20 protein-coding genes and 1 pseudogene are annotated in these 19320 nt (G+C 55.6%); 18 read left to right on the top strand and 3 right to left on the bottom strand.

Annotation, left to right across the window (positions count from 1 at the left end; translation table 11 throughout):
• From JI62_RS19455 to JI62_RS19395, 13 genes are all read left to right on the top strand, one after another.
• On the top strand, nucleotides 1-460 hold a 460-nt coding region (locus tag JI62_RS19455), incomplete at its 5' end, for an FAD-binding protein (RefSeq protein WP_205737554.1).
• A 202-nt stretch (nucleotides 461-662) separates the two neighbouring features.
• Complete coding sequence (locus JI62_RS19450) at nucleotides 663-1274, top strand: superoxide dismutase (RefSeq protein WP_088701741.1); 612 nt, start codon at nucleotides 663-665, stop codon at nucleotides 1272-1274.
• 251 nt (nucleotides 1275-1525) lie between these two features.
• Nucleotides 1526-1747 (top strand): glutaredoxin-like protein NrdH, encoded by a 222-nt coding sequence (nrdH, locus tag JI62_RS19445; protein WP_008956787.1) that lies wholly within the window; start codon nucleotides 1526-1528, stop codon nucleotides 1745-1747.
• Nucleotides 1748-1756: 9 nt separating this feature from the next.
• The gene (gene nrdI / locus JI62_RS19440; protein ID WP_088701740.1) at nucleotides 1757-2191 is read left to right on the top strand and encodes a class Ib ribonucleoside-diphosphate reductase assembly flavoprotein NrdI; all 435 of its coding nucleotides are present in this window, start codon (nucleotides 1757-1759) and stop codon (nucleotides 2189-2191) included.
• The gene (gene nrdE, locus JI62_RS19435) at nucleotides 2173-4395 is read left to right on the top strand and encodes a class 1b ribonucleoside-diphosphate reductase subunit alpha (protein WP_088701739.1); all 2223 of its coding nucleotides are present in this window, start codon (nucleotides 2173-2175) and stop codon (nucleotides 4393-4395) included. The genes nrdI and nrdE overlap by 19 nt, the downstream gene beginning before the upstream one ends.
• A 129-nt stretch (nucleotides 4396-4524) precedes the next feature.
• Nucleotides 4525-5496, top strand: coding sequence for a class 1b ribonucleoside-diphosphate reductase subunit beta (gene nrdF / locus JI62_RS19430; RefSeq protein WP_088701738.1), 972 nt, complete (start codon nucleotides 4525-4527; stop codon nucleotides 5494-5496).
• A gap of 36 nt (nucleotides 5497-5532) precedes the next feature.
• Nucleotides 5533-5934 (top strand): NUDIX hydrolase, encoded by a 402-nt coding sequence (locus JI62_RS19425; RefSeq protein ID WP_088701737.1) that lies wholly within the window; start codon nucleotides 5533-5535, stop codon nucleotides 5932-5934.
• A gap of 213 nt (nucleotides 5935-6147) precedes the next feature.
• Nucleotides 6148-6930 (top strand): DUF3450 domain-containing protein, encoded by a 783-nt coding sequence (locus JI62_RS19420; protein WP_088701736.1) that lies wholly within the window; start codon nucleotides 6148-6150, stop codon nucleotides 6928-6930.
• Nucleotides 6931-6977: 47 nt separating this feature from the next.
• Nucleotides 6978-8309, top strand: a complete 1332-nt coding sequence (locus JI62_RS19415; protein WP_088701766.1) for a MotA/TolQ/ExbB proton channel family protein — start codon at nucleotides 6978-6980, stop codon at nucleotides 8307-8309.
• Nucleotide 8310: 1 nt separating this feature from the next.
• A complete protein-coding gene (locus JI62_RS19410) occupies nucleotides 8311-8853 on the top strand; it encodes a MotA/TolQ/ExbB proton channel family protein (protein WP_088701735.1) in 543 nt (180 codons plus the stop codon).
• Nucleotides 8846-9253 carry an ExbD/TolR family protein gene (locus JI62_RS19405; RefSeq protein ID WP_022523852.1) on the top strand — a complete coding sequence of 136 codons (408 nt, stop codon included), beginning with the start codon at nucleotides 8846-8848 and terminating at the stop codon, nucleotides 9251-9253. Before JI62_RS19410 ends, JI62_RS19405 begins: the two co-directional genes overlap by 8 nt.
• Nucleotides 9250-10017 carry an energy transducer TonB gene (locus JI62_RS19400; protein WP_088701734.1) on the top strand — a complete coding sequence of 256 codons (768 nt, stop codon included), beginning with the start codon at nucleotides 9250-9252 and terminating at the stop codon, nucleotides 10015-10017. Before JI62_RS19405 ends, JI62_RS19400 begins: the two co-directional genes overlap by 4 nt.
• Nucleotides 10018-10019: 2 nt before the next feature.
• Nucleotides 10020-11117 (top strand): hypothetical protein, encoded by a 1098-nt coding sequence (locus JI62_RS19395; RefSeq protein ID WP_088701733.1) that lies wholly within the window; start codon nucleotides 10020-10022, stop codon nucleotides 11115-11117.
• 147 nt (nucleotides 11118-11264) lie between these two features.
• Here JI62_RS19395 and xthA read toward each other — a convergent pair whose 3' ends face one another.
• Nucleotides 11265-12092: an exodeoxyribonuclease III gene (xthA, locus tag JI62_RS19390; RefSeq protein ID WP_088701732.1), complete on the bottom strand. Its 828-nt coding sequence runs from the start codon at nucleotides 12090-12092 to the stop codon at nucleotides 11265-11267.
• Nucleotides 12092-12349, bottom strand: coding sequence for a hypothetical protein (locus JI62_RS19385; RefSeq protein WP_088701731.1), 258 nt, complete (start codon nucleotides 12347-12349; stop codon nucleotides 12092-12094). Before JI62_RS19385 ends, xthA begins: the two co-directional genes overlap by 1 nt.
• Before the next feature lie 144 nt (nucleotides 12350-12493).
• Between JI62_RS19385 and rhlB the strand changes: the two genes are divergently transcribed.
• Nucleotides 12494-13768: an ATP-dependent RNA helicase RhlB gene (rhlB, locus tag JI62_RS19380; RefSeq protein ID WP_088701730.1), complete on the top strand. Its 1275-nt coding sequence runs from the start codon at nucleotides 12494-12496 to the stop codon at nucleotides 13766-13768.
• A 5-nt stretch (nucleotides 13769-13773) separates the two neighbouring features.
• Nucleotides 13774-15903: an ATP-dependent DNA helicase DinG gene (dinG, locus tag JI62_RS19375; RefSeq protein WP_088701729.1), complete on the top strand. Its 2130-nt coding sequence runs from the start codon at nucleotides 13774-13776 to the stop codon at nucleotides 15901-15903.
• Nucleotides 15904-15964: 61 nt separating this feature from the next.
• On the opposite strand, the gene JI62_RS19370 is transcribed toward dinG, so the two are convergent.
• Nucleotides 15965-17041, bottom strand: coding sequence for a 3-deoxy-7-phosphoheptulonate synthase (locus JI62_RS19370; protein WP_088701728.1), 1077 nt, complete (start codon nucleotides 17039-17041; stop codon nucleotides 15965-15967).
• A 391-nt stretch (nucleotides 17042-17432) separates the two neighbouring features.
• Here JI62_RS19370 and rpoE point away from each other — a divergent pair, with 391 nt between their 5' ends.
• From rpoE to JI62_RS22690, 3 genes and pseudogenes are all read left to right on the top strand, one after another.
• The gene (rpoE, locus tag JI62_RS19365; RefSeq protein WP_035578604.1) at nucleotides 17433-18032 is read left to right on the top strand and encodes an RNA polymerase sigma factor RpoE; all 600 of its coding nucleotides are present in this window, start codon (nucleotides 17433-17435) and stop codon (nucleotides 18030-18032) included.
• 310 nt (nucleotides 18033-18342) lie between these two features.
• On the top strand, nucleotides 18343-19071 hold the full coding sequence (locus JI62_RS19360) for a sigma-E factor negative regulatory protein (RefSeq protein ID WP_088701727.1): 729 nt from the start codon (nucleotides 18343-18345) through the stop codon (nucleotides 19069-19071).
• Nucleotides 19072-19125: 54 nt separating this feature from the next.
• Nucleotides 19126-19320, top strand: a pseudogene (locus tag JI62_RS22690) (hypothetical protein); the annotation flags it as partial.

Raw genomic sequence — 19320 nt, 5'->3', positions numbered from 1 at the left:
CACCAGCGGCAGCGCGACGATTGAAGCGGTCGATACCGTGGTAGAAAACAGTCAGTCCAGCTTTGTGAAAGAGGAGCTGGCGCAGTCGGATCGTCCCGAACTGGGCGGTGCCAGGGTGGTGATCTCCGGCGGCCGCGGGATGGGCAACGGCGAAAACTTCAAGCTGCTCGACGGCATTGCCGACAAGCTGGGGGCTGCCATCGGTGCTTCCCGGGCCGCGGTAGACGCCGGCTTTGTACCCAACGATATGCAGGTCGGGCAGACCGGCAAGATCGTCGCGCCGGATCTGTATATCGCCGTGGGCATTTCCGGTGCCATCCAGCATCTGGCGGGCATGAAAGACTCCAAAGTGATCGTCGCGATCAATAAAGACGACGAAGCACCGATTTTCCAGGTGGCGGATTACGGCCTGGTGGGCGATCTGTTTGAGATCCTGCCGGAACTTGAGAGCAAGCTGTAAGCAATACCGTGATTCAATAGCGGGGGGCCGACTTCGCCAGAAGTCGGCTTTTTTTTTGGCCGGTGTATTAGGTAAACTGGCAATAGTTGACTAAAGTACTGGGGCAAAAGGTAAGAAAAACCACCCCGGTGGTTGAAAAAGCTGCGGGCTGACCGCACATAGGTAAGTGAAAGCAACGAAAGCCACTCAAGGAGATGATGATATGGCACATACACTACCCGAATTGCCGTACGCATATGACGCTCTCGAACCGCATATCGATGCGATGACGATGGAAATCCACCACTCTCGTCACCATCAAACCTACATCAACAACCTGAACGCTGCGCTGGAAGGCACAGGTCTTGAAGATGTCCCTGTCGAAGAGCTGGTCGCTAATCTGGATCGCGTTCCAGAAGCCAAGCGTCAAGCCGTTATCAACAACGGTGGCGGTCATGCCAATCACTCCATGTTTTGGCAGATGATGTCACCTAACGGCGGTGGTAACCCCCAGGGCGATGTCGCCAAAGCGATTGATGCTGAGCTGGGCGGTCTGGAAGCCTTTAAAGAAGAGTTCAAAAAAGCGGCCGTTGGCCGTTTCGGCAGTGGTTGGGCATGGCTCTCCATTACCCCTGAAAAGAAATTGGTGGTAGAAAATACCTTGAACCAAGATAGCCCGCTGATGCACGGCAACACGCCGCTGCTCGGTCTGGATGTTTGGGAACATGCCTACTACCTGAAGTATCAAAATAAGCGTCCGGACTACATTGCTGCGTTCTTTAACGTGGTGAACTGGGAAGACGTTGAGCGTCGTTACCAAGCTGCGATTAGCTAATATTGCTATGATCCGCTAGCCGTGCCGCTTTGCGGCGCTGTGAAAAAAAACCGCCCACTTTTTAGTGGGCGGTTTTTTTTGTCTGGGACAGTATTGGGCATTAGCTGTCAATATCCTGTGGATGAAAAATACCACATATGCTTGAATTGATTTTCCATTGGTCTATATATAGTATGCGTTGTATCTTCTAGAGGGGGCGGGCACTAGATGTGCTCTACCCGAAAAATGCCGCTATGAAAAGGAAAATAGCCATGGAAATCCAAATTTATAGCAAGCCCGCTTGTGTTCAATGCACTGCGACTTACCGCGCGCTCGACAAGCAGGGGCTTGATTACACTGTTATCGATATTACCGCCGAATCCGGTGCCCAAGAAGAAGTCGAAGCGCTGGGCTATCGGCAGCTTCCTGTCGTAGTGGTAGGTGAGGATCACTGGTCGGGTTTCCGTCCAGACCGTATTCAGGCACTGGCGTAAGTCATCCAAATGCTGGCAAGTTGCGCGCCCACACCTGTAGTCGGCACGTTGGTGTACTTCTCTACGAAATCAGGCAATACCCATCGGTTTGTAGAAAAACTTGGTTTTGCCGCGCAGCGATTGCCGCTGAATCGCGATGCCCCTGTTCCACGTGTCACCAGGCCGTATATTTTAGTTACCCCTACATATGGTGGGGGAAGTGAGCAGGGTGCGGTGCCCAAGCAGGTGATCCATTTTCTCAACGACACACATAATCGGAGCCTCCTGCGGGGGGTGATTGCAGCGGGAAACACTAATTTTGGCGAAGCGTACGGCCTTGCTGGCCGTATTATTGCGAAAAAATGTAACGTCCCGCTGCTGTATCGATTCGAACTGTTTGGCACCGACGACGACGTGGCCAACGTCCGCAAAGGAGTAGAAGAGTTTTGGAAACGACAAGCCTAGCCTCTAAAAAAACAGCTTCTAAAGAAACAGCCTCTAAAGATTTAGCCGCAAACGGTGTTGAGGCAAAACGGCCTGCGGCGACGTCTGAAGCGCGCACGCTGGATTACCATGCCCTCAATGCCATGCTCAACCTGTACGGTGCCAATGGCGAGCTACAGCTGGATAAGGATCGTGAAGCGGCCCGCCAGTACTTCTTGCAGCACGTTAACCAGAACACGGTGTTCTTCCACTCGTTGGAAGAAAAGCTCGATTACCTGGTCGAAGAGCAGTACTACGAAGCCGAGATGCTGGCCCAGTACAGTTTCGCCTTTATCAAGGCGCTATTCGAGCAGGCTTACGCCTATAAGTTTCGCTTCCCAAGCTTTTTGGGTGCCTTTAAGTACTACACTAGCTACACGCTAAAAACGTTTGATGGCAAGCGCTATCTAGAGCGTTACGAAGACCGTGTCTGCATGGTCGCGCTGACCCTTGCGCGGGGCGACGAAACGCTGGCGAAGTCGCTGGTGGATGAAATCATTAGCGGCCGTTTTCAGCCCGCGACGCCCACCTTTTTGAACTGCGGCAAGCAGCAGCGCGGTGAGCTGGTGTCGTGCTTCCTACTGCGTATCGAAGACAATATGGAGTCGATTGGCCGCTCCATTAACTCGGCCCTGCAGCTCTCCAAACGCGGCGGCGGCGTGGCGTTTCTGCTCAGCAATATTCGTGAGTCCGGCGCGCCCATTAAGCGTATCGAAAATCAGTCGTCGGGCATTATCCCGATTATGAAACTGCTGGAAGATGCCTTCTCCTATGCTAACCAGCTGGGGGCCCGCCAGGGGGCAGGGGCGGTGTATCTCAACGCACACCACCCGGATATCCTGCGCTTTTTGGATACCAAGCGGGAAAACGCCGACGAGAAAATCCGTATCAAAACGCTCTCGTTGGGCGTGACGATTCCGGATATTACCTTTGAGCTTGCCAAGCGCAACGACGACATGTACCTGTTCTCGCCCTACGATGTAGAGCGTGTTTACGGCGTGCCCTTTGGCGACATCAGCGTTACCGAGAAGTACCAAGAGATGGTTGCGGATGCACGCATTCGCAAGCATAAGATCAATGCACGGGCCTTCTTCCAAACCCTCGCCGAGCTGCAGTTTGAGTCAGGCTACCCGTACATCATGTTCGAAGACACGGTTAATCGCGCCAACCCGATTGCTGGCCGTATTAACATGAGTAACCTTTGCTCTGAAATTCTTCAGGTTAATACACCGACGGAGTATGACGACGACCTGGGTTATCGCCAAATCGGCCAGGATATCTCCTGTAACCTGGGCTCAATGAATATTGCCAAGGTAATGGATTCAGGCGATATCGGCACCAGCGTGGAAATCGCTATTCGCGGCCTTACCGCCGTTTCGGAAATGAGCAACCTGCGCAGCGTGCCCTCTATTGCCGAAGGCAATGCCAAGTCGCGGGCGATTGGCTTGGGTCAGATGAACCTACACGGCTATCTGGCGCGGGAGCACATTTACTACGGCTCTGACGAAGGTTTGGATTTTACCAACCTCTACTTCTACTGCGTTGCCTTTCATGCGATCCGTGCGTCGAACCGTTTGGCGATTGAGCACAAAGAGTCGTTTGCGGGCTTTGCCGACTCTACCTACGCCTCGGGAACCTTCTTCGATAAGTACACCGACCAGGCGTGGCTGCCGCGCACCGATAAAGTACGTGGGCTGTTTGAGCGCAGCGGTATCGCGCTGCCGACCCAAGATGATTGGCAGGAGCTGAAAGCGTCGGTGATGGCCCACGGTTTGTATAACCGTAACCTGCAGGCGGTACCGCCGACGGGCTCGATCTCTTACATCAATAACTCCACCTCCAGTATTCACCCGGTGGCGGCGAGAATCGAGATTCGTAAAGAGGGCAAGTTGGGGCGTGTTTATTACCCGGCGCCTTTCCTGGATGAAGCGAATTTTGACTATTTCCAGGACGCCTACGAAATCGGCCCGGAAAAGATCATCGATACCTATGCGGAAGCCTCGCAGCACGTCGACCAGGGCTTATCGCTAACGCTGTTCTTCCCGGATACCGCCAGCACGCGGGATATCAATAAGGCGCAGATTTACGCCTGGCGCAAAGGTATCAAAACGCTTTACTACATCCGCCTGCGTCAGAGTGCGTTAGAAGGTACTGAGGTAGAAGGTTGCGTTTCCTGCACGCTGTAATGGCACTGATGTCTGTTGATACGCCTTGTGTGCGCTGAGCGTTCGTTTTTAAAACCAGCTTTTTATAGCCAGTTTTTATAAATAAGTTTCGCTAGCCCGGCTCTCATAGCCGGGCTTTGAGAGAGTGATATGAATACCATGCAACGTTTATCGCGGGTTGACGCGATTAACTGGAACCGACTTCAGGATGATAAAGACCTGGAAGTATGGAACCGCTTGACCAGTAATTTCTGGCTGCCGGAGAAAGTCCCGCTGTCGAACGATATTCAGTCCTGGAACACCCTGACTGATAAAGAGAAACAGCTGACGATCCGCGTGTTTACCGGCCTTACGCTGCTGGATACCATTCAGAGCAGTGTCGGTGCGCCAGTATTAATGGAAGATGCCCGCACGCCCCACGAAGAGGCGGTTTATACCAATATCGCCTTTATGGAATCAGTGCACGCGCGCTCCTATAGCTCGATCTTCTCGACGCTCTGTACCACCCGCGATGTGGATGACGCGTTCCGCTGGAGTGAAGAGAATCCCACGCTGCAGGCAAAATCCCAGCTAATTTTAGAGCGCTACCGCTCGGATGACCCGCTGATGCGCAAAGTTGCCAGCGTATTCCTTGAGTCGTTTCTGTTCTACTCCGGCTTCTACCTGCCGATGTATTGGTCGAGCCATGCCAAGTTGACCAACACTGCCGACCTGATCCGTCTCATCATTCGCGATGAAGCGGTACACGGCTACTACATTGGCTACAAATTCCAGCAGGCAATGGCGGAAGCGACGCCTGCGCGCCAGCAGGAAGTCAAAGATTACGCCTACGAGCTGCTGCTGGAGCTCTATGACAACGAAGTGCGCTACACCGAGTCGCTTTATGACGAGGTCGGCCTCAGTGAAGACGTTAAAAAATTCCTTCACTACAACGCCAATAAAGCGCTGATGAACCTTGGCTTTGAGCCGCTGTTCCCCAGCAGTGTGACGGATGTAGACCCGACCATCATGGCCGCACTTTCACCCAACGCCGACGAGAACCACGATTTCTTCTCCGGCTCTGGTTCTTCCTACGTGATCGGCAAAGCCGTTGCCACAGAAGACGACGACTGGGCGTTTTAATCTCACACCGTAAGTTATGAGCATAGAGGAGGGTGTATGTCAGCCAGCGAAGCTAACGTATTAGAGATCGCCGCTGCCGTCGTAAGCGACCCTGATGGGCGCCTACTATTGGTGCGTAAGCACAACACATCTTTCTTTATGCAGCCCGGTGGCAAGATCGATACAGGGGAAACTGCCCTAATGGCGCTGTGCCGCGAGCTGAAGGAGGAGTTGGGCTTGCAGGTTAATGAGGATCAACTGATTCCGCTAGGCGTGCACAGCGCTCCCGCCGCCAATGAGCCGGACATGGTGCTCGAAGCGCATCTATTTAGCCTTGTTATCGATGAGCCTGTCGAAGCGGCGGCTGAAATCGCCGAAGCAAGATGGGTAACCCGTGAAGAGGCTTGGCTGCTTCCGCTGGCGCCGCTGACGAAAGAGTACGTAGTGGTTAACTATTAAGCTTGAATATTGTAATTACGGGCGCCCAAGGGCGCCTTTTTTTATGCGCGCTAGGTAAGCAAAAATCGATTGATTGCTAATGATAAATATTGTCATTTATTCTATTAGTGGTAGGCTAGTCAGCGTGAAAGATAAACGCAAATCGTTCTGATACCCAATTAGTTTCTAGTGGGGCGGCGTCCGCCGCCCCCTACTCAGTGACGGAGAGTCGACGTGCTGAACAGGCCTTTCTTTGCCTTGCGTGGATGGTGGCTAGCGGGAGTGCTGGTCAGTGGCACGCTGTTGGCAAGTGAACAAGCAGTGGCTCAAGCGGCCGAGAGTGTAGAAGCCCAGCAGGCCCAGGCAGCGCTCCAGGAGCAGATTGATGCTGCCGATGAGCAAACCCGCGAGCAGTTGGAAGAGCTGCGCCGTTTAGAGCGCGAAACCCGCCAGTTGGAGGCTGAGAATGCCTCACTGAGCGGACGCTTGGCGGAAGAGGCTGCGCGTCAGCAGCGGTTGGCGACGGCGCTGGATACGCTGGAAGAGACCCGTGCAGCGCTGCCCGTGATTGAGCAAAACATGTCAGCGCAGTTGAGCCAATGGATTGAGCGTGACCTGCCGTTTCTACGTGAAGAGCGGTTGGCACGGGTTGAGCGCCAGCCCGATGAGCAGGGACAAAACACCATTGAACGTATTAATGGACTGCTCGAAGCGTGGCGCGTTGAGCTCGATTATGGTCAGGAGATGGACAGCTGGCGGGGTCGTTTAAACCAGGATGGTCGCGAACGTGAAGTGGACTTCTTGCGCATCGGACGTATCGGCTTTTACTACCTAACCCCCGATGGCCGCGAGGGTGGCGTGTGGAGCGCCCAAAGTGGCGAATGGCAGTCGCTGGATGAAGAGTACCTGCGCGAACTGCGCAGTGGGCTGCGCATGGCGGAAGATCAGCGCGCCCCGGATCTATTAACCTTGCCGCTCTCGATTAGTGTCAATGATCTGCAGGGAGAGCAGCCATGAGTCGTTTTAGCGTAACGTTTAATCGCCAGCATGCTGGTCGTTTGTCCATGGGGCAGTTTGGCGCTATCTGCACACTAATAGTGCTAACGGCATTCAGTGGTGCAGCCACAGCACAAACCGAAAACGCTACTTCGTTGCGTGAAGCCCGTGAGGCGGCGCAAGCGCGTGACCAACAGCGGTTAATGGACTTCCTGGATGATCAGCAGGCGCTAGAGGCCGCACTGGAGCAGGCGCGCGCCGAGAACGAAGAGGCCCAGCAGCAGCATGAAACCCTAGAGGCCCAGCAGGCAGAGCAAACAGAGCAAGCCAGTGAGCTGAGCGAACGTCAGGCAGAGCAGGGCGAAGCGCTTTCCGGATTGTTGGACAATCTGGCCCGGCATAGCTCCGAGATTCGCAATGCGCTGGGGGAGGAGAGCTTGCTCACCCTCGAGGAGGGATCGTTGCCGCCGCGTTTGGATGAAGTCGAAGTGCTTGAGCGCCATCAATTGGAAAGCTTGGTAGATGGCTTGGCGACGCTAACCGCACGCACCGGCCGTGCCGAGCGGCTTTCAATGCCCGTCGCCGATGCTAATGGCGAGGTAGCCACCCGTGAGTTGGTGCGGTTAGGCGATTTTGCGGCCTTTACCGAGAACGAGCTTTTAGAGCGCGGTGAAAATGACGGCAACCTAGTGGTTCTGCCGCGTACCCCTGATGCCATTGCCGGGGTGCTGGCGGCTTACTACCAGGGCGAAAGCAATGTATTTGCGGTGGATCCTACCCAGGGCAGTGTGCTGGAGGCCTTGGCCCAGCAACCCAGTCTATGGGAGCGTTTCCAGCAGGGCGGCTATGTCGGCTATGTTGTCGTGGCGCTGGGTATTCTGGGCATGATCATCGGGCTGGGGCAGTATCTCTATTTGGTACTGGTGAGTCTGCGTGTTAAACGCCAGCGGCAATCTCTCGATCAGTTGCGGGACAATAACCCGCTGGGCCGGGTTCTGCTGCGCTTTGAAGGCATGGATAAACATCAAACTCCGGAGGCGCTGGAAGCGCGGTTGGATGAAGCAGTGTTGGCCGAGTTGCCCAGGCTGGAACGTAGTCAGCCGATGGTGAAGCTGCTTGCCGCGATAGCACCATTGCTCGGTCTGCTGGGCACGGTAACCGGCATGATCGTGACTTTCCAAGCGATTACCGTATTCGGTACCGGTGACCCGAAGCTAATGGCGGGTGGTATTAGCCAGGCGCTGGTGACTACTGTGCTGGGCCTGATTACCGCCGTGCCGCTGCTGTTTGTGCAAACAGCGTTGGCAGGTCGCAGTCGCTATCTGACCCATGTGATTGAAGGGCAGGCGAGTGCGACATTGGCAGATCATCTGGAATCTCAAACGCCCGTGGTGAATTAACATGTCCACTCTTCCTCTCTGGCTCGAACCCGTTGAGCGCTTAGTGGAGGCGGGTGGTGCGGTGCTGGTCGTTCTGGCAGTCGTGGCAGTGTTGGTGTTCGCCATGGCCATGGAGCGCTGGTGGTACTACCGAATCACCTGGCGTATAGCAAGGCGTCAACTGCTACGCCGCTGGGCGGCGCGAAATGACCACACCAGCTGGAGTGCACGCACGCTTCGCCATGTATGGGCAGAGGCGCTCGTCGCCAGGCTGCGCAAGCCCTTGCCATGGTTAAAGCTGTTGGTCGCGCTGTGCCCGTTACTGGGATTGTTAGGCACGGTAACGGGGATGATCAGTGTATTCGACAGTCTTTCGCTGAGTGAGACTCATCAGGCGCGTGCCATGGCCGACGGGGTTGCCCGTGCAACGCTGCCGACCCTGACCGGTATGGCCGTCGCTGTGGTAGGGCTGTTATTTATTAGTCGTTTAGAGCACGTCATTCGTCGTGAAGACCAGCGGCTGCATGATCGCTTGGCGCGGGCACTGGAGGAGAGTGATGCGTAGACGTCGTTCCATAGATGCAACTGCTGAAAGCAATGAGGTGAACCTTACACCCATGCTTGACGTGGTCTTTATCATGCTGATTTTCTTTATTGTGACTACCAGCTTTGTCAAAGAGAGCGGTGTCGAGATTGAACGACCGGAATCCAGCGCCGCCACCCCACGCCCAGATGCCCAAGTGCTTGTGGCGATTTCGCCCGAAGGTGCGGTGTGGGTAGATGGCAGTCCCGTGGATGCCCACCGGGTTGGGCAACAGGTGGCCGATATGCTGAGCGACGATGGCTCGGTGGTCATCCAGGCAGATCGCGAATCCACGACTGGGTTGCTGATCGAGGTGATGGATCGCTTGCGCGAAGCGGGGGTTGACCAAGTGGCGGTGGCAGCGAGTCGGAGTGGGTCATGATGCGACACATGCTGTCGTTAATGGGAGGCGTCGTGCTGGCGGTGGGCTTGTTCTGGCTGCTTGCCCAGCTTGTGGCCCCCCCCGAGCGGGAGCCCGAGAAGCTGACCATGAGTATGGCGATGACGATGATTGAGGCACCGGAAGTTGCCCCTGAGCAAGAGGCCCCTGCGCCGCAGCCCGTTGAAGCGGTGCCGCAACAAGCGCCGCCGCCCATGCCCGCTCCCGAGCCACCGCCCGTAGCTGAGAGCACTATCAGCATGCCGGAAGTAGAACTGCCGGATGAACCCGTTGAGCCGGTAGAAATGGACAGCGAACTCCCGGAGCTAACGGAAGTTGAACCAGAGCCCCGGCCTGAGCCCACGCCAGAACCTGCACCTGAGCCGCCGCCACAGGAAGCGCCCGCTGAGCCAGCGCCTGATGCTACTGCTGCTGAGACGAGTGAGCCCGCTGAGCGCGAGGCTGCTCCAGCGGCTGAGCCAGCGCCTTCGAATGAGCCAGTTAATGTTGGACGGGCCACTCCAACTAGCCAGACTGAGCCCATTTATCCGCCTCGTGCTCAGCGGCGTGGCATGGAAGGTTTTGTGGAAGTGACGTTTACAATTCGCCGCGATGGAAGCGTCGACAGCTCTTCTATACGTATTACCAATGCGCAGCCGCGCCGCGTATTTGACGATGCCGCGCGAGACGCGATTGCTAAGTGGCAATTTGAACCCGATGATCGATTACGCAATGCCACCCAGCGGGTCGAGTTTCAGTTGAGGTAGCTATGAAGCGCCCTTTATCGATTTTATCGCTCAGCGTTTGTTTAATGCTTAGCGCATGGTCATTCTCAGCACTGGCGAGTCCAGCGTTGCAGGGTGATGTGATTGCTGACCTCAATGCGCTACAGGCTCAATTACAAGATAGTCAGCTGCAAGAAGGCGCGTTAGCTCAGATTGTTGAGCGTGCGACTGCTCAGGCCGAGCGCCTGGCGCCAGGCAATCAATCGGATCAGTGGGCCAGCGCGCTCTATCAACAGCTCGCAGCCGGCGCCTTGGCGCGCCAGGATCAACACGCTGAGGCAGCGGATCGGCTGGCGATAGCACGTGGCTTAAATGGGGTTGATAACGCCCAGGCGGCTCGCTGGCTACGTGAGGAAGCCTCACTGCGTCGTGCTGCCGGTCAGCGTGATCAGGCCATTGAGCTGCTCAGTGAGTGGTTAGCCAGTCAGCAGGATATTGATACTACATGGCAGTTAGTCCGCTTGCTGGCGCAACAGGAGCGGTGGGAAGAAGCTGCCGACTGGCTAGAGCAGGCGGTTAATGAGACGCCAGAATTAAACGAAGTTCAGCAGACGCTAGCGCTTGCTGTGTATCGCAATGCAGGGCAAGGCGATCAGGCCTTGGGCTGGCTGCTGGATGGCTTGAATGCGCAAAGCGACGCTGCTGACTGGCGCCAAGCCGCCGGCCTTGCTCAGCAGGCTGGCCAGTCAGGGGTTGCCGCTGGCTTGTGGGAGACGGCGTGGCAATTAGGCAAATTAACCGAGCAGGAAGATTTCTGGCTGTTGGTTCAACTCCATCTCGCCGGCGGCACCCCCGCAAGGGCGGCAGAACACCTAGAGCGGGCGATGAGTGAGGGCGATATTGTCCGCGACGAGTCGAATCTGCGTCTACTGGCCAGCGCCTGGCGGCAGGCTAAAGACGTTGAGAAGGCCTTGAGTGCTTGGCAGGCGTTAGCACTGCATACTCAAGCAGTCGACGACTGGCGAACCTATGGTCAGCTCGCCTACGCCTGGGGTGAAAATGAGCAAGCCAAGCAGGCCTTTGCCCATGCCGCATCACTGGGTGACGATGAAGCGGAGCAGTGGCTGGCCAGTTTCAACTAGTTAATCTCAAGCAGAAAAGATGTTTGTCCAGTTCAGTAGGTCGGCGATAGGGTAAAGCGAGGGTCTTTTTCCAGGGATGGAAAAAGTAGCGCCCATGGATGGGTTCACAGCGCCCTCGCGGCGCCCTAGCGCCGTATGCAGAGAGGTCTAGGTTTTAAGCGCAATATCAAAATCACTCCAGGTAGGCGCGTGATCCGATGGCCGCTCCATGCCGCGTAAATCGTAGTCTATGCCCGCGCCGGTGACCTGCTCAGCTAGCGCCTGGGTGACTAGAATATAGTCGATACGCAGGCCGCGCTTGGGATCCTGGTTAAACCCTTTTGAGCGGTAGTCGAACCAGCTAAAGCGGTCATCGCTGTTTGGGTAGCAGAGTCGGTAGCTATCGCTAAGCCCCCAGGCTTTAATGCCTTCGAGCCACTCGCGCTCAATGGGCTGAAAGCTGGCTTTGCCTTCACGCAGCCAGCGCTTACGGTTAGCTTCACCAATGCCGATGTCCTGATCTTCCGGCGAGATATTAAAGTCGCCCATGATCGCCAGCCGCTCGTCGGGGCGGTGCTGCTCGTTGAGCAGTCGCGCTAACTGACCATAAAAGCGCTCTTTATGGGGAAATTTGGTCGGGTGAGTAACGTTTTCGCCCTGAGGGAAGTAGCCGTTCCATACCGTCACGGTTTCTCCATCCTCTGCGATTAGACGAACGCCGATCATGCGGCGCTGAGCGTCTTCCCCGTCATCGGGGAAACCGTAAAAAATCTCTTCGGGTGCTTGGCGGCACAGTAAGGCAACGCCGTAATGGCCTTTTTGGCCATGATAAAAAACGTGGTAGCCCATGGCCTCCACGTCGGCAAGCGGGAACTCGCTGTCCTGCACCTTGGTTTCCTGCAGTCCAATCACGTCCGGCTGCTGAGTGTCGATCAACGCCTGTAGCTGGTGAAGCCGTGCGCGGATGCCATTAATGTTGAACGAAACCAAGCGCATTATGAGTCGTCCCCGTGTGGTTTGTTGGCGCCGCTGTCAGTTTTGTCAGGGTGAATGGCAATATCCTGCCCACTCTGTTGGCGAGCCAGTTTTCTCACCGCCTGGAGTTTGCGCTGCTGCTGTTTTTTCGCTACAAAACGGCGCGAAGGGGCGACTTGATCAGGATTGTCGTGGCGCCATTTTTTATAATCCTTGCGCCGACCGGTACGAATGGTCACCTTGTCGGCCAGTGAACGAGTTTTTTTCTTACGCGTCATGTCGCGCTCCTTACGTCGATTTAACGGCTATTCTAACAGGCCTTGGGACTCCTTCGACAGCAGGACGCGCTCTTATCGCCAAGCCCTGGTACAATGCGCGCTTCATGATGCCAACTTCCACAGCAATGGACAGATAGACAGCCTATGAGCGAGTCGGAACAGACCACAGCACCGGCCCAGAACCGCAAGCCAAAACGCCGCCGTCGTAAACCGCGTCGTCGCCAGTCGAGCTGGGATCTTCGTCAGTTTCAGGTGCCCGCCGTGGCCGGCAAGTGGCGCTTTCATGACTTTGATCTGCCGCTGCCCTTAATGCGCGCTATTCATGCCCAAGGGTTTGAGTACTGCACGCCTATTCAAGCCGAGGCCCTGCGCCAAACGCTATTAGGTGGCGACATTGTCGGCAAAGCGCAAACGGGGACCGGCAAAACCGCGGCATTTTTGATCTCTGTGATGGCCTACTTCCTAGAAGAGCCAACACCCAATGGTCAGAAGCCGGGTGCACCGCGGGCGTTGATTATTGCGCCCACCCGCGAGCTGGCACTGCAGATCGAAAAAGATGCCAAAGCATTAGCACGCTTTACCCAGCTTAATGTGGCGAGTGTGGTCGGCGGTATGGACTACCAGAAGCAGCGCGACAGCTTGGGCAGCAAGATCGATATTCTGGTGGCAACGCCAGGGCGTCTGTTGGATTTCCATCAAAAGCGCGATATCGATCTGAATGAAGTCGAAGTATTGGTGTTAGATGAAGCCGACCGCATGTTGTCGATGGGCTTTATCCCCGACGTGAAGCGGATTATTCGCTACACGCCGAAAAAAGAGGAGCGCCAGACCTTCCTCTTCTCGGCCACCTTTACCGATGACATTCTGAATCTTGCCAGCCAATGGACGCTTGATCCTGCCCACGTTGAGATCGAAGTGACCGTTGAGAATCAGGCGGATATCGATCAGCGTGTGTATATGGTGTCCGATGACGATAAGCAGCGCTTGCTGGTTAATTTACTCCAGCAAGAGAGCTTCGAACGCGTGATGGTGTTCGGTAACCGTCGTGACTTGGTGCGCAAACTTGACGACCTGCTGAAAAAGGCCGGTGTCAGTGCAGCGATGCTGTCGGGGGATGTGCCACAGAATCAGCGTATCAAAACCCTGGAAAGCTTCCGCGAAGGCGAGATTCAGGTGTTGGTCGCCACTGACGTTGCTGGCCGTGGGATCCACATTGAAGACGTCAGCCACGTCATCAATTACACCCTGCCCGAAGACCCGGAAGATTATGTACACCGTATCGGACGTACCGGTCGCGCCGGTGCTAAGGGCGTTTCGATTAGCTTCGTTGGCGAAGAGGATGCTTTCTCATTGCCGGAAATCGAACGCTACATCAATGACAAACTGCCCTGCGTACATCCGCCGGAAGGTATGCTCTAAACCGCATGCTGGATAATGCCCTTAAAAGCGAGATTCAGGACGCTTATCGTCGCGTGGTGGAGAATCTTGAGCTAACGCCACGCTATGGTCAGCGCATGATGATCGCCGAAATCGCCCGCACGCTGGGAAATATCGAGAGCGACGGCGAGGGCAAGCGAACCAGCGATACCCATGTCTGTGTGCTCGAAGCGGGCACCGGCACGGGTAAAACCCTGGCCTATCTGATTGCTGCCTTGCCGATCGCAAAAGCGCGGGGCAAGCGGCTAATCATCTCAACGGCCACGGTCGCTCTCCAAGAGCAGGTGCTTAACCAGGATTTACCCTCACTCGCTAGCCACAGCGGTATCGCTTTTCGCTATGCATTAGCCAAAGGGCGTGGCCGCTATGTCTGCGTGGCGCGCTTGGATCAGGCGCTTGAGGGGACTGAGCCTAATCCAACGCTGTCGCTGTTTGAGCAGTCACTGCAGACCCAAAGCAGTGACTTCACAGTCATTGCCAGCGATATGGCTCAAGCCTATGGCCAGGGTGAGTGGGAGGGGGATCGCGACAACTGGCCCGAGGCGATTGAGGATGCCCACTGGCGCCGTCTTACAGTGGATCATCGCCAGTGCACCGGAAGGCGCTGCGGTCACTTTGGTGCCTGCGCGTTCTTTCGCTCCCGCCGCGAGCTTGAAAATGCGGATGTCATTGTCGCCAATCACGATCTTGTGCTGGCTGATTTGGCCTTGGGTGGCGGCGCAATTCTGCCTGATCCCGCGGACTGCATCTTTGTCTTCGACGAAGGCCACCACCTGCCCGAAAAGGCGCTTTCTCACTTTGCCCACCGTTTTGCGGTGCACGGTTGTCTGCGCTGGTTAAAAACGCTGAGAAGCAGCCTGACCGACCTTCACCAAGCGTTAGCCATTCAGCCCACGGTGTCTCGCTTATTGGTGAGCTTGCCAGAGCTGATTCATAACCTGGAGCCTGCGCTAGGTGACGTATTTAGCATGGGGCACCAGTTGGCGGAGCGACCTAATGGTTTAGCAGACGAAGAGGCCACCCATCAATCGCGTTTTGAAAAGGGGCAAGTTCCCGATGCACTGCGGGAGCAGGCGCAGCAGCTATTGGTGATGTTTGCGTCACTGTCGCGTTGTCTCGAGAGTATCAGCGATATACTGCGCGAGAGTCTTGACCCCGATAAGCAGACCGGCCTTGATCGTGAGCAGGCAGAAACCTGGCTGCCCTTGGTGGCGCTGCTGCATGGGCGAGCCTTAGAAGCCCATGCACTTTGGCAGGCGTTTAGCGAGCAGGATGTGGCCAATGAGGCGCCCAGCGCCCGCTGGATCACCCTTAGCCGTGTTGCAGGCGAACCGGAAGTGGAGTTCTCAGCTAGCCCCGTGTCAGCGGCGCATACCCTGGCCAAGCATTTATGGGGACGCTGCCACGGTGCGGTGGTCACCTCAGCGACCTTGACCGCTTTGGGGCGCTTTGAGCGCCTGCAGGAGCGGGCTGGATTGGCCAATCGCTATCGCTATCAGGCACTGCCAAGCCCCTTTGATTACGCCAATGCGGTGTTGCGAGTCCCCCAAGAGGCCACCGACCCTGGCGACAGGGAGGCCCATGAGCGGGCGATTGTCACGTTTGTGTCGCAGTTGGCCGAAAAAGAAGCGGCGCTGGTGCTGTTCTCTTCCCGTGCTCAGCTGCGGGCGGTGGATAAAGCCCTGCCTGCGATGGTAAAGGAGCGCGTGCTAGCTCAGGATGCGCTACCCAAGCGTGAGCTTATTGAACGCCATCGAGCGGCCGTTGATAAAGGTAAGGGGAGTATCATCTTTGGCTTGGCAAGCTTTGCGGAAGGGATTGATCTTCCCGGCGACTATTTGACGCACGTGGTGATTACGCGGCTGCCCTTTGCGGTGCCCGACGATCCGGTAGGTGCAACACTGGCGGAGTGGATTGAGAGTCAGGGCGGCAATGCGTTTATGCGCATTAGCGTGCCTGATGCGTCTATTAAACTGGTTCAGGCGTGCGGGCGTTTGATTCGCAAAGAGAGCGACCGAGGCACAATCACCTTGCTGGATAAGCGGGTGATTACCCGCCGCTATGGGCAGGCCCTGTTAGATGCGCTGCCGCCATTTCGGCGTGAAATCAGTCGCTAGCCAGGCGTAAAAAACCCCGCCGAAGCGGGGGTTTGCCGTTGCTGTTATCGCGGTGATACCGTTATTTGGCGATGCGCTTGGCCAGGGTGGTGGCTAGCTTGTCGTTCATGCGGTTGAAGGTTTCTACCGTCGTGTCCCAGTCGATGCAGGCATCGGTAATGGAGACACCATACTGTAGCTGGCTGAGGTCTGCGGTTAGTTTCTGGTTGCCCCAGCCAATGTTGGACTCAACCATCAGGCCGATAATGGAGGTATTGCCTTCCAGGATCTGGTTGGTAACGTTCTCCAGTACCAACGGCTGTAACGCAGCGTCTTTGTTGGAGTTGGCGTGGGAGCAGTCGATCATAATGTTGGGTGAGAGCTTGGCTTTCTCAAGCTCTTTCTCCGCCAGGGCGACGCTCACGCTGTCGTAGTTAGGCTTGCCGTTGCCGCCACGAAGAACGACGTGGCCGTAAGCATTGCCGCGGGTGCGAATAATGGCTACCTGACCGGCTTGGTTAATGCCCAGGAAATTGTGCGGGCTGGCCACGGACTGAAGCGCGTTTATCGCCACGTCCAGACTGCCGTCGGTGCCGTTTTTGAAGCCGACCGGGCAGGAGAGGCCAGACGCCATTTCCCGGTGGGTCTGTGACTCGGTGGTGCGGGCGCCAATCGCAGACCAGCTAATGCAGTCCTGCAGGTACTGAGGTGAGATGGGGTCGAGTGCTTCGGTCGCCAGCGGTAAGCCCATTTCGGCAAGATCGACCAGCAGCTTGCGGGCGATATGCAGGCCTTCATCAATCTCAAAGGAGTCATTAAGGTGCGGGTCGTTAATCAGACCTTTCCAGCCCACCGTTGTGCGTGGTTTTTCAAAATAGACGCGCATCACGATATACAGGCTGTCGCTGACCTGGTCGGCCAGTGTGCGAAGACGGCGGGCGTAGTCGAGTGCGGCTTCCACATCGTGAATTGAACACGGCCCCACGACGACTAGCAGCCGCGGGTCGTTGCCATCCAGGATATTCTGAATGGTTTTACGGCCTTCAATTACGGTACGCTCTGCCGCCTCGGTTAACGGTACGGCATTCTTGAGCGCTTCTGGCGTGGTGAGAACGTCTTGAGCGAGGACGTTAAGGTTATTAACCTGCTGTTCTGACATCTTGCTACCTGTGATTACGTAATGACTGAAAAAGTGAGGCGCCGATAAAAGTGGTATCTACTATCGCTCGCCGAGCAGGTAAAAATCAATTGCTGTGGAACTATAGCGGCATTAAAAGTGTCAGCCGCAGGGTTTTGCGAAAGGGGGTAAGCGCTTGATGCGCTGCACGGAACGCGTAACACTGGGCGCTCTGTTGTTAAAATGTAGGTCGTTAAAATTTAGTACCGTTATAAAATGCAGCAACATACTCGGGCGACGTAATCGCCCTGTTATTCACTCTATTATTAATCAATGCCCAAGGGACGCTATGCTGCTTGCTGTGAACGCCCACGTGTTAGGGCTAATAGGAATGGGGCTCGGCGCACGTCGTACGAGCTGGAGGAGCGTGTGAATGGGCACTCGGGAAACAGACCAACAGCTTGTTGAACGTGCCCAGAAAGGTGATACGCGCGCTTTCGATCTGCTGGTAAAAAAGTACCAGCACAAAATTATCGGCCTGATTGGTCGTTACGTTCATGATCACTCTGAAGTTCAGGATGTGGCCCAGGAGGCATTTATTAAGGCGTACCGCGCCTTGGGTAAGTTTCGCTCAGAAAGTGCGTTCTATACCTGGATGTACCGCATCGCGATTAATACAGCGAAAAACTATCTGGTCTCGCGGGGAAGGCGTCCGCCGGGCAGTGATTTAGATATTGTCGATGCTGAAATTATCGACCAGAGCGGACGGTTGGCAGATTCAGAGTCGCCCGAAGCGGCGATCGCCAGAGACCAGCTTGAAGCCGCGGTTTATCAGGCGATCGAAAATCTTCCTGATGATCTGCGTACGGCGATTACCCTGCGCGAGCTGGATGGTCTTGCCTACGAAGATATTGCCCAGGTCATGCAGTGCCCAGTGGGTACCGTGCGTTCGCGAATTTTCCGTGCTCGCGAGGCGGTTGATGAACATATTCGCCCATTAGTATCGACGGCGCGGAACAGTCGCGACGAGTAGTGGTCGTAGGAGGGCGGCAATATGATCGCTGTAACAATGTCGGTATAAAAAATAAAGGTTTTATTTTTTGTGAACTGTCTGGCATGTAAGGCGTCATAAAGCCTGACTATCTTGATGAGCACGCTTGATGTGTCAGTCGTTGATATATCGGTGTGCAAAGTGTCATGAGCTTAGCGTCGCAGGTTAGTAAATTTTGATAATTTCCTTAGCCTGTAACGGAGTCTTGACCTTGGAAGTCGTCGGAGTGGTGGTGTAGGTAACGAAGGCCATCACCCCAGTACTTCTTTTAAACAGTGTGAGGGTGTGAAGTATGAGTCAAAACACACGGGAATCACTTTCGGTGTTAATGGATGGCGAAAGTGATGAGCTTGAGCTTCGCCGAGTGTTGAAGGCACTGCCGAATGATGACGATGCCGCAGAAACATGGCGCCGTTATCACCTTGCCCGCAGCATGATGCAGCGCGAGCAGGGCGTTGATGTAAGCGTTGATCTTTCTGCGGGCATTATGGCCCGTTTGCGCGAAGAGCCTGCTCCAATGATGCAAGACTCTGAGCCTGCGGCTCACCGTACGGGCGGCATCTCGTTTGCTCGCGGCGCCGGAGTTGCCGCTGCTGTGTCACTGATGGTGATTACTGGCGTTCAGTTCTTTGGCAATGACTCATCCGTTCGCCAGGGAAGCAGTGACGTAGCCACGACGACACCTGGGGCTAATGGATCCACCCAAGTGCAGCCCGTTAGCCTGGCTTCTCAGTCGGCAGTGGCTACGCGCGCGGATATGCCCATGTTTGAGCCTACTCCGTTTAGGCTCAGCGGCCAGTCGGGGCAAGGTGGTTTAATGAACATTAGCGAAGCTGGCTATTCGGTTCAGACACCCCAGGGAGTCTCCGCGTCCCAGGGTACTAACATTGATGTTGATCAGATTGGCTTATTGCAGTCGTATTTAGAGCAGCATACCCAGAGTGCCGCTTACGGTAGCGGCGACAGTTGGATGCCATTAATGCGTTCATCGGCAGTCACTGAACCATTGGGTCAGCGCTAAGCCGAATGCATGCTTTTTCATTGATGCACAATGGGTAAGTAAGGAGTGCGCGGGATGGGGGTGCGCAACATAAGAGTGCTCAGGCGCTTAAAAGGTACTTGGGCGCTGGCGTTTTTAGTGGGCACGCTCTCGCTTCAAGCGCATGCAGAAAATGCCGACAGCCCTACGGAAACCAGTCCTTCGGAAGCCAGTGCTCGCTCTAGCGATAGTGATGGCTATGAGTGTGCGATGGAGGAGGCTGAGGCGCAA

It is taken from the genome of Halomonas campaniensis, from assembly GCF_002211105.1.
GTDB classification, from domain to species: Bacteria; Pseudomonadota; Gammaproteobacteria; order Pseudomonadales; family Halomonadaceae; genus Vreelandella; species Vreelandella campaniensis_A.
This window is presented reverse-complemented; position numbering and strand designations above follow the sequence as displayed.

Coding starts and splice junctions, on each gene's coding strand:
- JI62_RS19450 (WP_088701741.1), top strand. CDS start 663: ATGGCACATACACTACCCGAATTGCCGTACGCATATGACGCTCTCGAA.
- nrdH (WP_008956787.1), top strand. CDS start 1,526: ATGGAAATCCAAATTTATAGCAAGCCCGCTTGTGTTCAATGCACTGCG.
- nrdI (WP_088701740.1), top strand. CDS start 1,757: ATGCTGGCAAGTTGCGCGCCCACACCTGTAGTCGGCACGTTGGTGTAC.
- nrdF (WP_088701738.1), top strand. CDS start 4,525: ATGAATACCATGCAACGTTTATCGCGGGTTGACGCGATTAACTGGAAC.
- JI62_RS19425 (WP_088701737.1), top strand. CDS start 5,533: ATGTCAGCCAGCGAAGCTAACGTATTAGAGATCGCCGCTGCCGTCGTA.
- JI62_RS19415 (WP_088701766.1), top strand. CDS start 6,978: ATGGGGCAGTTTGGCGCTATCTGCACACTAATAGTGCTAACGGCATTC.
- JI62_RS19410 (WP_088701735.1), top strand. CDS start 8,311: ATGTCCACTCTTCCTCTCTGGCTCGAACCCGTTGAGCGCTTAGTGGAG.
- JI62_RS19405 (WP_022523852.1), top strand. CDS start 8,846: ATGCGTAGACGTCGTTCCATAGATGCAACTGCTGAAAGCAATGAGGTG.
- JI62_RS19400 (WP_088701734.1), top strand. CDS start 9,250: ATGATGCGACACATGCTGTCGTTAATGGGAGGCGTCGTGCTGGCGGTG.
- JI62_RS19395 (WP_088701733.1), top strand. CDS start 10,020: ATGAAGCGCCCTTTATCGATTTTATCGCTCAGCGTTTGTTTAATGCTT.
- xthA (WP_088701732.1), bottom strand. CDS start 12,092: ATGCGCTTGGTTTCGTTCAACATTAATGGCATCCGCGCACGGCTTCAC.
- JI62_RS19385 (WP_088701731.1), bottom strand. CDS start 12,349: ATGACGCGTAAGAAAAAAACTCGTTCACTGGCCGACAAGGTGACCATT.
- rhlB (WP_088701730.1), top strand. CDS start 12,494: ATGAGCGAGTCGGAACAGACCACAGCACCGGCCCAGAACCGCAAGCCA.
- dinG (WP_088701729.1), top strand. CDS start 13,774: ATGCTGGATAATGCCCTTAAAAGCGAGATTCAGGACGCTTATCGTCGC.
- JI62_RS19370 (WP_088701728.1), bottom strand. CDS start 17,041: ATGTCAGAACAGCAGGTTAATAACCTTAACGTCCTCGCTCAAGACGTT.
- rpoE (WP_035578604.1), top strand. CDS start 17,433: ATGGGCACTCGGGAAACAGACCAACAGCTTGTTGAACGTGCCCAGAAA.
- JI62_RS19360 (WP_088701727.1), top strand. CDS start 18,343: ATGAGTCAAAACACACGGGAATCACTTTCGGTGTTAATGGATGGCGAA.